The sequence below is a fragment of the Flavobacterium xizangense genome (assembly GCF_054075145.1).
In genome coordinates this window covers 50,430-65,342 of sequence record NZ_JBSIPG010000013.1, presented here as the reverse complement: position 1 = coordinate 65,342, position 14,913 = coordinate 50,430, and the positions used below count along the sequence as shown (strand labels likewise).

The window sequence follows — 14,913 nt, the reverse complement described above, 5'->3', positions numbered from 1 at the left end:
AACAATGGGCCCCTGTAGTTCTTTCGAAGAATTACAGGGGCTTTTTTTGCATAAATATTAGAAAAACTATCTTATGCCATTTTCTACCCAGTCGCATCGAATATCTTTTAAGAAAAAATCAAACCAGTTGTGCATGCGATTGGTTAGATCGAATTGATTAACAGCTTTAGAAAGTGTATGTGATTGCGCCGGATACTGAAGCATTATGACTTTTTTTCCAAAACTGCGCAGTGCAAGATAATACGCCATACTTTGGTGCGGATCAACCTGAGGGTCATTTTTTCCTGTCCACAAGAGCAGCGGTGTTTGGACCTTCTGCACATGGAACAACGGAGAACTTTCATCAAAAAGTTCCGGTGCCTCGAAAGGAGTTTTTCCAATCATCCACCAGCTGCTTTGGAAACGCCACATTTCAGATTTTCCGGTTCCTTTTCCAATGCTGAAGTACAAATTATGAAGATCGGTATTTGCACCTCCTGCAATTGCAGTAGCAAACCTATTGGTTTGCGTAATTGTGAATGCGGTTTCATAACCTCCTGCGGAGAATCCGATAAGCCCGATTTTATCAGGCTTGATTATATTTCTTTCCAATACTTTGTCAACAGCAGAATTCACACAATCAACAATTGAGGCACCCACATTCTGATATTCCTGCAGAAGATCGGGTAATAAAATAAAATAGCCCCCCAGGCTGAAATTGGTTCTATTGAAGCCATCCTCATTAAAAAGAGCTGGGTTTTTATAATGATGCATCTCCTTTGAATTAAGCTCATAGATATCGACAATCATCGGATATTTTTTTGCAGGATCATAATTGGCTGGAAACAGCAAGGCTCCACGCAAATCCAGTCCTTTTGAGTTTTGATAACGGATTAGTTCCGCCTTTCCCCAAAAGTAATTATCCTGCTGCGGATTGCTTTGAAAAAATGGATTGCAATTAGCTGATTTGTCGACTGCAACCAGTCTTGGGGAAAGATCAAATTTCTGTTCCCTGAAAATAAATTTCTGTTTTTCGGAACTGTAAAAGAACTCGTCGATATAAGAATCCCGATACACAATTTCCTTTACTTCTGACTTACTGTTTAGGACAAAAAATCCTGTTTTAAGGTCTTCCCCTTCAGCGCGAAGAAACAGATCCTTGTCCAGGTCGTAATTTTCCAAATGGTTGTCTTCATAAATTGAGGCGTAATGAAATTTGTTCGGAGCGTCCGCAATTCGGAATCTGATTTTAGATTCCTTTCCCTTTGTAAGTCTTCTGTAGCTGGCTCCTTCAGGGGATACTGCCCAGATATCATACTGGTCATAAAGCAGAATTTCCTTATCATCTTTAGTCCATCCCGGATTTCCACAAAGGGATTCCCGTTTGAAAAATTCCTCTTTGGCCGTAAATTTCGTCGGAACGTTCAGGGTAATATTGGTATGCTTGTTTTCCTTTAAGGAATAAACCCACCAGGCCCCTTCTTTGAAATATGCGATATAATTTCCACCAGGAGAAGGGCTTATATTCTTTCTTTCATCGGTTAGTTTTTTAAGAAACAAAGTTTTTCTGAAGGTCTTCAAATTCATCAGGTAATAATCACGAGGTGAATTTAATTCAGACTGTGGCTCGTTATCTTTCGGATTGGACAATAGGGCAAAATCCTGATTACCGGTCAGCGAAATTTTGGGTAGCTCATTTGTTGACAGTTGCCTGAAAGAGTTTTTTTCCGGAATCCATATTGCACTTTTCTCGGCCGATTCAAATCGACCATGGTTTAATTCATCGAGGTAAAGCCACTTGTCGTTGCCATTCCAGATTTCCACGTCTGATTCCAATTTGTCATTTGTTGATGTGTTCTTGTTTACAACATTAAAAAAGACACGCTGCATATCATCTGAAACACGCAATTCCGGTGATGGGCAGATGCTTAAGCTATCAAGTGGAAAAACTGATTTTGAGCCTGTATCCAGGGTATACAATCTATCTTGTTTTAATATATAATGAAATAGGGATTTAATCTCGTTTTGCTCGGTGCTTGAAAAAAAGGCAAAAGAACGACCCTGTTTTTGCCATGAAAAACCTTTAAATAGATTCCTGGCATTAAGGATAATCGCTTTTTCGTTTTTGACCTGTTTAAGATCAAGAATCCGCACTGCATTATTGTCATTTTGCTGCGAGGTATAGGCTATAGTGTGTCCGTCAGGGCTTAAAGAAAAACCGCTCACATCCGGAATTTCTCTAACTGTCCTGCCCGATGTGGTACGGATCAACATTAAATCTTTTTGTTGTTTTGTTTTCAGCAACATAAGCAATAGTCCTGTGCTTTCTGAATAACCATACTGGACAACACTTTCTACATGCTCTTTTTGAGAAGTCTCCAGATTCAGGATGTACAGATCATTTGCATACCGGGAGAGAAAGAAATTGTCTTTCGTGAAAAGCGAGCTTTCCATTGTTGCAAAGGCGTATGAAACATTCGAATTTATGTTCCTTACAAAGAGACTGTCGCTATTATCTGCATAAAAGAGTCTATAGCTTACCCATTCTTGATTTGGAGAAACATTATCCGTATGCAAAACATTCCAAAGATGATAGTCTGATGCGTTCAGTTGTTTTTTTTGCAACTCCTGCCCCCATAAGGGGCAGGCTACTAATTGCAAAACAAAACTAAAAACTATTATTAAAGTGGTGTGCCAGATCAGTTTGGAAAAAACGTTGTCACTATTATTTTTTGTTGTCTCCATCTTATTTTTAATATCCTGGGTTTTGTGGCTGCAGATTCGGGTTTACGCTTAGCTCGCTCTGAGGCAGGGGAAATAATTTAGAAGCGGTTTTCCATCCCGTTTTAACAGGGGAGAGCTCACTGTCTAGTTTGCCAAATCTTTTCAAGTCAAAAAATCGGTGCCCATGCTCGGTAAACAATTCTAATTTTCTTTCAAGCAAGATTGCCTGCAGAATTTCTTCCTTGCTGGCCGCTGTAGTATTTTTAAGTCCTGCTCGATTGCGAATTTTGTTCAGATCTTCTTTAGCCCCTATCAGGTCACCCTGGTTGGCTCTTGCTTCTGCCCGAATCAGGAATTGTTCGGCCAGACGAAAAATTATTGAGTATTCTACAGAAACAGGAGTATAATCCTGCTGTTTGTATTTAAAAGCATAGTACCAAACCGAAGTTCCATCGGTCACGGATTTAGTCCAATTGGACAGCCTTAAATCATCCGCAGTAAAGTATTGAACGAGGTTGCTACTCAGTGCAACTGCTGGCGGAGGCCCTGATGAGAATATAAAATGTAATCCTTCCTCAGTATTCTGTCCTTCATTTTGGGATTGCAACTGCCAGATGGTTTCCAAAGAATTAATTAAAAAGACATTGCTTAAGTCCTCCAAATGATATACGTCGGTTTGGTTAAGTACCGCTGAGGCTTCATTGGCAGCTTGGGAATATGCTCCCGAATAGAGATAAACCCTTGCAAGCAATGCTTTTACTACATAACGATTGGGACGGATTCGCTGTATATTGACGTCACTTGTACCAAGGTTCTGTTCAGATTCCTGAAGATCTGTTATAATCTGCTCATAAACCTTTTCTATAGGCATTCTTGTAATTTTGGTATTGGATTTATAATCGGTCTGGGTTACATACGGTATATCGCCATACAGATTTGCCAGATAGAGGTGAGACAGCGCACGTATGAATAAGGCCTCACCGGAAAGCTGATTCTTTTGCGCTAGTGTCAAGCCACTGCTGGCGGACACCCCTTCGATTATGGCATTAGCAGCGTAAATTTGATTATAGGTGGCATTCCAGTAATCTGTAATATCCGGAGTGGTTGGCAAAAGCGTATTATAATAAAAACTGAAACTCGTGTTGGAAGGTATTCCATAAGGCACCAGTTCGTCGGTATAGTTACCCAGCTGACTCGATAATCCAGAGCCATTACCAGTTAAGAGTCCCCTGTCCCTGATTTTTGAGTAAATATCGGTAAGGGCTGCATTTGCAGTTGAGTAGTCCTTAAAAACAGTAGTACTGTTGAGCTGCGAGCCCGGTAATTCGACATCAACAAACGAATCACAAGAATTGATCAACAATAGCAGGGGGGCAAGGCATAAAAATAGCGTAGAACTTGAAGATAGTGTTTTCATTTCTTTTTATTTAAAAAATTAACTGAATTCCAGCAGTAATCATCTTAAGAGGAGGCAGGTAGCCGTATTTGATGAATTCGGGGTCACCGTCATCATAGCGGGTTATGGTCCAGAGATTTTGTCCCTGAAGCATGATTTTAAACTGGGTCTCTTTAAAGATTATCGGTACATCATAAGTGAGCGAAATATTTTTTAAACGTATAAACGATGCGTCGACTATTGAAGCATTGCTGTCCGAGAATAAATAATAGGAATTCGCAGCGTCACTACTGTAGGACTGCGTATACATTGGATAAGGACTATTATCTCCCGGTTGTTCCCAACTGTTGAGTTTACGTACTTGCTGGTTGGACATCTGTCCGGCAAAACCCATTGGGTAGGAACTGTTTTTCTGCTTTACAAACTGAAAAAGGAAATCCAGGGTCCATCTTTTGTATTGCAAATTATTCTGCAGCCCGCCAAAATATTCAGGATTAAGGTCAGCGACAGTCTGCTGGTCTTCTGGATACGAAATTTTTCCATCTTTGTTTGTATCCTCGTACTGATAAACCCCTGTTTGAGGATTTACACCAAGATTATTATACAGCAGTCTGATATTTAAAGGCTGTCCTATGCGATAGGTCTGGCTGTAAGTTGAGTTTTCAAGACCCGGAAACTCAATAAGCTTGTTTTGAGCAAATGAGATATTGAAATTCGTCGACCACTTGAAGTGTGGCGTTTCAATATTTGCTGTTCGAATCGTGATTTCCATTCCGCGATTCTGAACAGTTGCATCCAAATTGGACTGCAAGGTTGTAAATCCGGTTGTTCCCGGTAGCGGGATGCCGACCAATTGGTTGGAAGAGCGATTTTGATACCAGGCAACCGTGGTAAAAATGCGGTCTTTCAGAAAGCCTACTTCAAGAGCGGCTTCGAGTTTTTTGTTGGTTTCCCATCCAAAATCTGCATTATACAATCTTGAAGGCTCCAATCCGATGTTACCATTATAATTCACCCCTGTTATACTGTAGGTGTTCAAGAACTGATAGTCCCCAATCTGGTCATTTCCGGTTGTCCCGTAGCTCGCTCGGATTTTTCCAAAACTCAGCCAGGAGCTGTTTTGAAGGAAGTTTTCACGCGAGAAAAGCCAAGCAGCACCCACCGCGCCAAAGTTTGCAAATTGATTTCCGGGTCCAAATCTGCTTGAACCATCGCGTCTTGCCGTTATATTTATCAGATATTTTTCCAGTAGGTTATAATTCACCCTTCCAAAAAATGCCTGATATTTATAATTAGTCTGGTCATTGCGCAAAACCCTAACAGTACTGGCTGCAGACAAATCGTATATAAGGCTGTTGGAGCTGAAACCGCTTCCATTTTGATAAAGCCTTGTTGTGGTCTGGCTCTGAAAAGTGGAACCCAGCAGTACATTGAGTTTACCTGGACCCAGTTCTCTTTCGTAACCAAGCTGAGGCTCGATTATCCATGAGGACCTGTCTGTATTGTTTATATAAATAGAGCTTCTGTTGCTTGTTATGTTGTAGGCAGGATTAAATAGCGTGGAAGGATTGGTACGAGTCTCAATGGTACTTAAATCTGTGAATCCCATATTTGTCTTGATCACAAGTCCTCGAGCGAGCTCATAGGATAAAACAGTATTGGCAATCAGGTCATTTGTTTTGGAGCCGAACCGGGCGTTGAGATAACGCAAAGGATTTTCCCAAGTCCCGTTTTCCCAGTTCAGATTTCCATCTTTGTCATATAATGCCGGGGCATTAGGTGGCAATGCACGCGCGTCATATGTAAAATCAGAGGTTGGCTGATCATTATCCTGTACATTGTATCCGGCTGCGAAATTGAGCTTGAATTTATTATCTGTGGAATGATGGTTTAAATTGAATTGTGCTCCTCCTTTTTTATAGATAAAATCTCCGGGAAAGACTGTGGTTTGCGTATTGTAGCTTCCGCTGAAGAGAAATACTGTGTTTTCCGATCCGCCGGATACAGTGCCTTGCAGGTTATTTATTAGAGAAGTTTTTCCAACGAGCTCTTTTTGCCAGTTAGTATACCTGTTCTGATCCCAAGTACCATTTATATCATAATCCCAGTCATTATAATTGGGAACCCCATCATTGATAAAAGCCTTTCTGCGCATATCCAGATATTGTGAAGTATTCATAAGATCTAAAAATCTTGTCACCTTACCAGCGCCTGTTGATGCTGAAAAATTGAATACTGTTTTTCCTGACTTTCCTTTTTTTGTTATAATAAGCACAACCCCGTTGGCCCCTCTTGAACCGTATATAGAGGTGGCATCGGCATCTTTGAGCACTTCAATGCTTTCGATAGTATCAGGATTAAGACTGTTCAACGGACTGGTTGCCGATGGAAATATGGTATTGGTCTGATTATATCCTATGGATTCTGAAGCATAAGGCACGCCATCGACAATGTATAAAGGAGAATTTGCATCGCTGCGCAGACTGTTCTGCCCCCTTATCTTAATATCAAATCCTCCGCCCGGAACTCCTGTTGTCTGTGTGATGCTGACTCCGGCCATACGTCCCTGCATGGTAGCAAGAACATTTGTAACGGGCTGGATTTCGATATCCTTGGAGGTTATGCGGGCTATACTTCCTGTGCGTTCGCTTTCCTTTACAGAATAATATCCCGCATTCACCCGTACTTCTTGTAGGGTAGTGGTGTCGTAAGTAAGCTGAATGTCTACAACTTTGCGTCCCTTAACAGGAATGTAAGCTGTTTTGAAGCCTATAAAAGATACAATCAAAGTATCCGAGGGGGATGCGGTAATTGAATACTGTCCACTGTAATCGGATATTGCTGTGGAATTCACTTTATTCTTAATGGCTACCGTTACACCCGGTAGAGGACTGGACCCATCAGTTATTGTTCCGTTGACCTGAAATTGCTGAGGTGTAAATTGAAAATGCCGTTTTGTGCTGGCGGCAAATGATGATGAAAAAGCGAAGCTGATGCCCATAAAAATTAGGCAGTAAAGAGCTCTTCCATCCTTGTAAAATGAAAAATTATTCATAATATTGGGATTGGTTAGTTAAAGATGATTTGATTAGCTACGGTCCTCTGTTCTAGTTTGGTCGCTGCAACGGAGGGCATTTTTTTATGCATTAAGTAAACGGCTTAATGGTCATAAGAAGAAGTTTTTTGGTCTATAAATTTTATTTTAAATAGTTAAACATTATTCGAATGCGATGCTTTGTATTGTTAAGAATAATAAGGCTTAGAATACAGTTGTGGAGCAGAATAAAAAAAGGCATGGAACTCAACTTACTGCTTTTGAGGTACTGGTATACCTGGGAACAATAAGTGAGCCCACGCCGTAACGTGAGCATCGTACTTATTATCTCGTTCCATATTAAAAATTACCAGTTTTCAAAAGCGAGATTCTAAGCGAATGCTTCAAAATGTTTTTAAATGAAGAATCGCAAAAATGTTATTACATGGGTAATAATGAGACAAATATAACAAAATTTTTCAAAATGCGCACTTTCGTGCGCATTATTTTTTTTAGATTGACTTTACTTTGTTACAATGACTGGAGCAAGTAACATTATTTGTAAATACATCTATAAGAACTGGATTGAAAACTATAAATCCCAGAGGTCATTTGCGTTGGATCATAATATAGAGGAAACAATAGTAAGAAAAATAAAAAGTACTGCACTTAAAATTAAAGATTCAAATTATAATATTCCGGTTAATACACTTCAAAAAATTTGTGAAGCAAGGAATATTAAACTTTCAGAATTTTTTAAAATGATAGATAAATAGAGATAAAAAAAAGATACTTATGGTATCTTTTTTTTTTTACGTATTAAAAACAGGTAATTGTACTGGGTCTATTTATCAATAAAAAATCTAATTTAACACTTAGTATTGACCAATTATGGAAAACCGTAAAATGAAAATTACAATGTTTTGTAGGTTTGGATTTGAAAGTTATGGTCCGACAGTCTTTTGAAATTCGGCAAGTTTAATTCATTGTATAATAAATTTGATGGCTATAATATATGAAACATTTTCACAAATGGAATCTTTGACCAACCAATTCTAGCAAGGGAGCTTTAATTTAATATACCAGAGTGACTGTAATAAAAAAAGGAATATGAAAATAGATATACATACTCATACAAAAAAAATAAAGCAAGGAGATTCTGAAAATAGGAATGTTGATGTCAATAAATTTTCTGAAATTATAAAAGAAACTGACGTTAAAATATTAGCGATTACAAATCATAATCATTTTGACCATGAACAATTTTTACAATTTCAATCAAATGTTGATGGAATTTGTCAAATTTGGCCAGGTGTTGAATTTGATGTAGTTGAAGAAGAGAATAGAGCACATCTAATAGTTATTGTTAATCCTAAAAATTCTGAAACATTTAGTCAAAGAGTCAATGAAATTATTGGAACAACAACTGCTGACAATTTTACAATTAGCATAAGTGAAGTTGTAGCAAATTTTGATGATTTAGATGCAATATTTATTGCTCATTATCATTCCAAAAAACCAGATTTATTAGATAAAGATATAGACAAACTTTTATCATTAGTGGCTAATCAAAAAAGAGTATTGAAAGAAGCATCAAATTCAATTTCTGCTGGAATTTATATAAATCACGGTCATAATTCGATTCACGGTTCAGATGTTCATAATTGGGATAATTATGTAAAGGACTCAAATAACCTACCAGAATTGAGATTGCCTGTCGAAAGCTTTGAACAATTTTGTTTGCTTTTGGATAAAGACGATGCAACAATCAAAACAATTCTTGATAAAAAGACAAAAGAATCCATTCAAATAAATCCCTTTGGAATTGCAGAGCTTATTAATCTTGACATTTACAATGATATAAATATTTTTTTTGGTTCCAAAGGGACTGGTAAAACGGATATTTTAAAAGCTCTATCAACTTATTACAATGGAAAAGGCTTTAATACTGAAGTTTATGAATCAAATTCCAAAAGACTTGATGATGTTTTTGACCTAAAAGGAAATCAGTTAGTTATTGATATTGAAAATTTACAAATAGATAACTGTTCTAGCGAAATAGCTTTTTTGAGAAGCGCATCAGAAAGGGAAGTTACAAGTCTTTCAAATTACTTAAGGTATTATTCAGCAGAAGCAACTAACAAAATAACTAAAAGTATAAAAGTAAATCTATTTAATTTGCTTGATGAAAGTTCATCTAAAAGGAGTTTTGAAGAAGTAAAAAATGATTGTAAAAAGTTTAATGATTTTAAAGCCTATTTTAATACAGATTCAAAATTAAATGAAATTGTTGGAGATGAACTTTTAAAGGAATTAGATGATGTATTTATAAAAATTTTAGAGAAAGTAAAATCAGAATCGGACAAACGTTTTGTTGATTTTAAAAGCATTAATTTTTTTAATAAACTAATTCAAGTATTTGTTTCAGAGATTTCTAAAAAGACTGGACAACCAGAAAAACCAACAAAAACTGGTTTTTTTGAATATGCTAGTAATAGAATTTCTATTGAAAAAAATGTAAAAAAAATACGTGAAAATATTAAAAAAGCAATCACTCCTATAGTTGAAGAAGTTGGAGATTTAGGAGAAAAAGGTAAATTGTTTTGTCAAACTAATTTAGTAATACAAAACGGAACAATTTCTGATTCTGACTACAAACATATTCAAAACAAAACCAAAACTCCACAGAAATCTGTTGCTTCTCAAATAGAAACTATTTCAAAGCACATTTATGCAAATACTTTATTTGAGAAAATTGATGAATTAAAGAAAATTGAGGGAGCTGAAACGGTTACTTCAATAAATGATTTATTACTTTTTCATAAGCATTTTATTTTAGGAGGCAAGGTTTATACACCATCTAATGGTGAATCTTCAATGGTTTTGTTACATAATGAATTAATGAAAGATAAGGAAATTTATTTGATCGATGAACCCGAAAAAAGTTTAGGAAACGATTATATCAGTGAAGTAATTGTACCATTGATTAAAGAAATAGCAAAAAGTGGTAAAAAAGTTATTATAGCTACACACGACGCAAATATTGCTGTTAGAACCTTACCTTACAATTCTATTTATCGTCAGCACGACATTAACGGATATTACACTTATTCTGGTAATCCATTCTCAAACAGTTTGATATGTAATTCAAGTATAAAAGCAAATTTAGATTGGAAATTAATTAGTATGAAAACACTAGAAGGCGGAAAATCAGCTTTCGGAGAAAGAGGAAAAATATATGGCAACACATAGAGCAACAATTGAAAGAAAAGAAACTAGTGCAAAATTAAAACTTGCAATTGGTAATGAAGAATTGGATATTGTTCTAACGGACGATAATCCTAATGAAGTTAAAACCGTTTTTAATAAACTATTAATACATTTAAAATACGGTGAAATTGATTTCAATTTGGCAGATGAGAAGGAAGACTTATATTTTCATATTTGTAAAGAATACATAAATCAACTTAACGCAGAACTTAAAAGCACTTTTATAGAAATAAGGGACAATGGGTTATTAGATGAACTGTATTAAAACTATTTTATTTCAGTTATTAAAAGCAATGAAGAAAGTAAATAAAAAAGCCCTCCAGAAAACTGAAAGGCTCGATAAGTAAAAGTAAGAATGAATTATTTTTTAGATTCTTCAATTGAAACTTTTCTAAACTCTTTTAAAAGTTTTTCAATTTCTAAAGTTGATTTACGAGCTCTTGCTCCTGCAGCTTTAACTCCTTTTTCAATTAGAGAGTCAGATTCTGTTTTAAATGTTTCGATTTCTGCGTTGATTTTTGCAACTAGATCTTTCATGGTTTACTGTTTTTTAAAATTACAGGGCAAAAGTAAAAAGTTAAAAATCATATCCTAATATTATTTCTATAAAACAATTAAGTTTTTTCTTTTTTCAGCTTATTGATAAAGAATGACGGGGAGAATCCCATTTTGGCTAAAAATGCTTTTTTAAAGCGTTCCGTAGTGCTGAAACCTGCCTCTTTTGCCAACGCTTCATAAGTGTAATGCTTGAATTTGGATTCTGTCTCAAGCAGATTGATGATATAATCAATTCGAAGCCCGTTTATGTATTCATTAATGCCTTTAGTCCTGAAATGCTCCAGGATATTTGAGACATACTTCGGATTGGTATTAAAGGCTGAAGACAGACTGCTGAGATTCCAGTCTTTTTCAAGGAACTTTTTATCCTTTTCGAAATTTTCAAAATGTTTCAAAAGCAAAGCGACGGTTTCTGAATTTATATTTTTGATGGGCACTTTTTCCGCAGCTGCTTTTGGCCTATCTTTATCGGTCTGCTGTGATTGGATATGCAGCTGATAATTCTTTTTATATTTTTTTCTGATTTTTTGATAATGGTACGTAACGGCAAGAAGCACAATGAACAGCAGTAAAATAACTCCTGCGAATATCCAGCGGTAATACTTCTCCCAATGCAGTTCTGCCGCCATTTTCTCATTGTCTATTGTAATTCTTTGCTTTTCCAGAAGAAGTTCTTTGGTATCGTACTGCTTATGGATTTTTCCGACTATGTATTTATTGGTTTCTGTCAGCAGGGTATCCGCTTTAAGAAGCTGGTCGACGTAATACAGCTGTTTATTAAGATCTTTTTTGCTTTTATAATAATTGATCATCAACTCAAAAGCCTGTCTTAAATCCGGTCTCAATATTTTTTTGTCATTGAAAATTTTATCTACCAGCTGGAAATAGGGTATCGCTTTTTCTTTCTGATGCAGGGACCAGTAGCTTTTGCCTATGTAAAAGTATCCGACTTCCTCATTGGCAGCGTCATTATTTTCTTTAATGGCTTCAATGGAGGATTCAATATTTTGGATGGATACCCCGTAATTCTTCTTAAAATATTCATTGATGCCTTCTGAGTGAATAAAGTAAGGTGTCATTTCTTCAATTTTCAGCCTTTTGCTTTCCGAGATTCCAAGAGCGTTTATTTCAGAGCACCGGCCAAAGTTACCAAGTTTGTTATAACACAGTCCAAGGGAGTGCAGCGAATTCAGATAAGGCCTTGGGTGCTCGTCCTTGTAATATGTGATGCACTCCTGTAGAAGTGAGACGGCTTCATCGTAGAATCCGATATAAAATTTAGTCTGGGCAATGCTGTATTTCACCTTATGAAGTAAGTATTGGTTGCTGGTTTTTGAGATATAGCTGTTTGCGGTAAGATAATTATCCATTGCCTGATCCTGGATCCTTTGGCTGTAGTACACAATTCCTTTACTAAGATAGGAACTGCCGATCAGTTCATTGTTATTTGATTTTTTTGCCGCATAAATCATGCTGTCAGCATAAACAATGCGCAGTTTCAGAGGAGACATATGCAGCAGGTTTTGGTAGGCATTTATAATTTCCTTCCAGTTCTGTTCTGATTTGGCTTTGTAAAGAAGGGCATAGGCATATACTGAAGCCCGCGCACTGTCCTTTCTGAAATCATAAATTTTGTCATCCAGGTATTCGTAATTCTTTTTCTTGAGTGAATCCGGTATCTTAAAATTGTTTTTCTGAGCAGATACCAAATGAAAAGACAGCAGCAATAATAAAAGTAGGTTCTTTTGATTCATTGGGATGGCATTAATGGAAGTTTAAACTGTGATAACGCTGAAATTCTAATTTAAATCTGTATGAATTGTTTTACTTTAAATTAATATAAAAATAACATAAACGATTGAATAATAAAGGATTATTGATGAAAAATGTACTATGGATTTCTCGAAAATCCATAGTGTAATTGACGAAAATCCACAGATATAAGGTTGCGGGAGATTTTTAAGCGGAATAGTTTTGTCATGAATTCAAAAGCAAAATGTCCGGCAGGGTGCCGGATAAAAGTTCTGCTTATCCGGATGAAAGGAACTGGGAAGATATTCCCACTCACCTTCAAACCACTCAAATCATGAAAACCATTTTATTATGCATTATCACTTCTGTTTTTTTTGTTTCCTGTTCTGCCGAGGAAGATTTTAGCACTGCTGCAAATTTGTCTGCTCCGAGAGATATTATGCCAGAACAGTATCCGGCCAATGCCTCCAATCCCTTTGATGCCAGAGGCAAGGCAATTTATGATGCGCTGCAATTTTATTATCAAGATCATCAGATGCCAAATTCCGTCTCAGCGCTTTCCAGTCAGATCAGGCATGTTTCATCAAAGGTATTGGGAAATGGAAGTCACACCGGCAGGTTAATACCCTTTACCGACGAAATGGTAGAATCCATAATGGAGGATCCTGATGGCAGCATGCTCCTGATTGTTGAAAATAGTGCGCTGCAGGTTTATGCAAAGAACAATTTGATCAACTTTCTGCAGCATCTTATTGTTAAGAGACAGGAGGAATTCAGCGTAACGTATCATTACATTACGGATTATGAGCAAGAAGTACTCAATGATGCTGTTTTTTCAGCTGAAGAAATCGAAACGATCCTCACAGTAGCTTCTATTTCAAGATATTCGCTCTATTCAGCTGAGGAGCGCAAAGACAGGGACTGGGAGACAAACGTAGGAGGTAAATCCGTCAGACCTTTTTTTGAAGCTAATGAAATGCCGATTATTTCGATAATCGCTTTACTTTCCGAGGTTATTTAAATTAAAACACCGATAGCTTAAATGAAACTGCCGACTGTTTTATATGTGCTGCTGGTATTTTTTAATCTGTTAAGTCTCGGCTTCATTACGGCGCTTTTTATCTTTGATGGAATCTATGACGCTATGATAATCGTGCATGCCAGATTTACCTTCTACCTGCTGTATATTACAGTACTTCTTAATCTCTATGGACTGTTCTACATTGCCGTAAGGAACAGGTTTAATGATTAACAGAGGCAGATTTATTTTGCTGTCTTTCAATTAGAAGAATCTATGCTGAAAGATTTGATTAACAACGAGGTGAATAGGATCCCTTTTCTAGGAATTGCAGTATACAGGGTCAAAAAGTATGTTGCTATAACTCCTGCAGATGAAAAATTACAACTTCATTATCCTGCAGCGCTGCTGATGAAGTCCGGGACATTTAAAATACGGGCTGGAGAAATCGTTTTTGATCTGGAGCCACATGATTTAATAATCCTGTCCGAAAATTTGGTCTGCACGCAGATCGAGGCAGGAGATAAGCTCCAGTTTTTTTTAATTATATTTTCTTCCGCCAAACAAGTGCACGGACCTAAAAACAATAAAGGGAGTACCTTGTTTTATCTCCATGGAAATCAGCCTGTAAAAGTAAGTCTTGATTCCGTTGATTATATGGTACTGTCCTTAATCTGCAGGCTGATTTATGCTGAAGGGCGGAACCGGCGGGTAGGTGATTTTGAACTGGAACTGCAGCGATTAAGTTCTGATCTGCTGTTTTTTGAACTCAAGTACATTTATTCCAGCTATGTTGCTTCATCGGGACTCCATGTATCAAAAGCCGAGGCGCTGGCAGCCCGGTTCTTAACCGTTTTATCCATTCACTGCCGAAAGCATCATAACGTCAAATTTTATGCCGGGGCACTTTATGTGGCTCCCGAATATCTGAACAGGGCGGTGAAGGAGGCGGTGGGAAAAACTGCCAAAAAGATGATAACCGAAGCAGTACTTGCTGAAGCGTTGCAAATGCTGGAAGATTCTAATTACAGCATTTCCGAAATTGCTGAGGAGCTGGAGTTTAGTTCTTCCACCTCATTCGGCATTTTTTTTAAAAAATGGATGTCCTGCACACCGTCAGAATTTCGTTCGAATGATGCCGATAAATTTAAGAGTCGTTAGTCTTAACCGTTAACTGCAATT

General features: G+C 37.0%; 10 protein-coding genes. 5 read left to right on the top strand and 5 right to left on the bottom strand.

Features of this window, described 5'->3' with window-relative positions; translation table 11 throughout:
• Positions 1-66: 66 nt before the first annotated feature.
• Genes ACWA1B_RS20270 through ACWA1B_RS20260 form a run of 3 tightly spaced genes read right to left on the bottom strand, consistent with a single transcriptional unit; the run spans position 67 to position 7,154 of the window.
• Entirely contained in the window at positions 67-2,724 is a 2,658-nt protein-coding gene (locus tag ACWA1B_RS20270; RefSeq protein WP_456910091.1) for an alpha/beta hydrolase family protein, read from the bottom strand.
• 7 nt (positions 2,725-2,731) lie between these two features.
• The gene (locus ACWA1B_RS20265; protein ID WP_456910089.1) at positions 2,732-4,120 is read right to left on the bottom strand and encodes a RagB/SusD family nutrient uptake outer membrane protein; all 1,389 of its coding nucleotides are present in this window, start codon (positions 4,118-4,120) and stop codon (positions 2,732-2,734) included.
• A gap of 10 nt (positions 4,121-4,130) precedes the next feature.
• A complete protein-coding gene (locus tag ACWA1B_RS20260) occupies positions 4,131-7,154 on the bottom strand; it encodes a SusC/RagA family TonB-linked outer membrane protein (protein WP_456910087.1) in 3,024 nt (1,007 codons plus the stop codon).
• 515 nt (positions 7,155-7,669) lie between these two features.
• On the opposite strand from ACWA1B_RS20260, the gene ACWA1B_RS20255 reads away from it, so the two are divergent.
• The 3 genes from ACWA1B_RS20255 to ACWA1B_RS20245 all read left to right on the top strand — a co-directional run bounded on the left by ACWA1B_RS20255 (position 7,670) and on the right by ACWA1B_RS20245 (position 10,668).
• A complete protein-coding gene (locus ACWA1B_RS20255; RefSeq protein WP_456910085.1) occupies positions 7,670-7,909 on the top strand; it encodes a transcriptional regulator in 240 nt (79 codons plus the stop codon).
• 334 nt (positions 7,910-8,243) lie between these two features.
• Positions 8,244-10,385 carry a hypothetical protein gene (locus ACWA1B_RS20250; protein ID WP_456910083.1) on the top strand — a complete coding sequence of 714 codons (2,142 nt, stop codon included), beginning with the start codon at positions 8,244-8,246 and terminating at the stop codon, positions 10,383-10,385.
• Positions 10,372-10,668 (top strand): hypothetical protein, encoded by a 297-nt coding sequence (locus ACWA1B_RS20245; RefSeq protein ID WP_456910081.1) that lies wholly within the window; start codon positions 10,372-10,374, stop codon positions 10,666-10,668. Before ACWA1B_RS20250 ends, ACWA1B_RS20245 begins: the two co-directional genes overlap by 14 nt.
• Before the next feature lie 95 nt (positions 10,669-10,763).
• On the opposite strand, the gene ACWA1B_RS20240 is transcribed toward ACWA1B_RS20245, so the two are convergent.
• Positions 10,764-10,940 carry a histone H1 gene (locus tag ACWA1B_RS20240; protein WP_072974225.1) on the bottom strand — a complete coding sequence of 59 codons (177 nt, stop codon included), beginning with the start codon at positions 10,938-10,940 and terminating at the stop codon, positions 10,764-10,766.
• 77 nt (positions 10,941-11,017) lie between these two features.
• Positions 11,018-12,715 (bottom strand): helix-turn-helix domain-containing protein, encoded by a 1,698-nt coding sequence (locus ACWA1B_RS20235; protein ID WP_456910078.1) that lies wholly within the window; start codon positions 12,713-12,715, stop codon positions 11,018-11,020.
• Between the two features lie 332 nt (positions 12,716-13,047).
• Between ACWA1B_RS20235 and ACWA1B_RS20230 the strand changes: the two genes are divergently transcribed.
• Both ACWA1B_RS20230 and ACWA1B_RS20225 read left to right on the top strand, forming a co-directional pair.
• Positions 13,048-13,734 (top strand): hypothetical protein, encoded by a 687-nt coding sequence (locus tag ACWA1B_RS20230; protein WP_456910076.1) that lies wholly within the window; start codon positions 13,048-13,050, stop codon positions 13,732-13,734.
• A 273-nt stretch (positions 13,735-14,007) separates the two neighbouring features.
• The gene (locus tag ACWA1B_RS20225; protein WP_456910074.1) at positions 14,008-14,892 is read left to right on the top strand and encodes an AraC family transcriptional regulator; all 885 of its coding nucleotides are present in this window, start codon (positions 14,008-14,010) and stop codon (positions 14,890-14,892) included.
• Positions 14,893-14,913 lie beyond the last annotated feature (21 nt).

Bases quoted from the DNA above. Each gene is read 5' to 3' on its own strand.
- ACWA1B_RS20250 (WP_456910083.1), top strand. From the start codon at position 8,244: ATGAAAATAGATATACATACTCATACAAAAAAAATAAAGCAAGGAGAT.
- ACWA1B_RS20240 (WP_072974225.1), bottom strand. From the start codon at position 10,940: ATGAAAGATCTAGTTGCAAAAATCAACGCAGAAATCGAAACATTTAAA.
- ACWA1B_RS20255 (WP_456910085.1), top strand. From the start codon at position 7,670: ATGACTGGAGCAAGTAACATTATTTGTAAATACATCTATAAGAACTGG.
- ACWA1B_RS20265 (WP_456910089.1), bottom strand. From the start codon at position 4,120: ATGAAAACACTATCTTCAAGTTCTACGCTATTTTTATGCCTTGCCCCC.
- ACWA1B_RS20245 (WP_456910081.1), top strand. From the start codon at position 10,372: ATGGCAACACATAGAGCAACAATTGAAAGAAAAGAAACTAGTGCAAAA.
- ACWA1B_RS20260 (WP_456910087.1), bottom strand. From the start codon at position 7,154: ATGAATAATTTTTCATTTTACAAGGATGGAAGAGCTCTTTACTGCCTA.
- ACWA1B_RS20230 (WP_456910076.1), top strand. From the start codon at position 13,048: ATGAAAACCATTTTATTATGCATTATCACTTCTGTTTTTTTTGTTTCC.
- ACWA1B_RS20270 (WP_456910091.1), bottom strand. From the start codon at position 2,724: ATGGAGACAACAAAAAATAATAGTGACAACGTTTTTTCCAAACTGATC.
- ACWA1B_RS20235 (WP_456910078.1), bottom strand. From the start codon at position 12,715: ATGAATCAAAAGAACCTACTTTTATTATTGCTGCTGTCTTTTCATTTG.
- ACWA1B_RS20225 (WP_456910074.1), top strand. From the start codon at position 14,008: ATGCTGAAAGATTTGATTAACAACGAGGTGAATAGGATCCCTTTTCTA.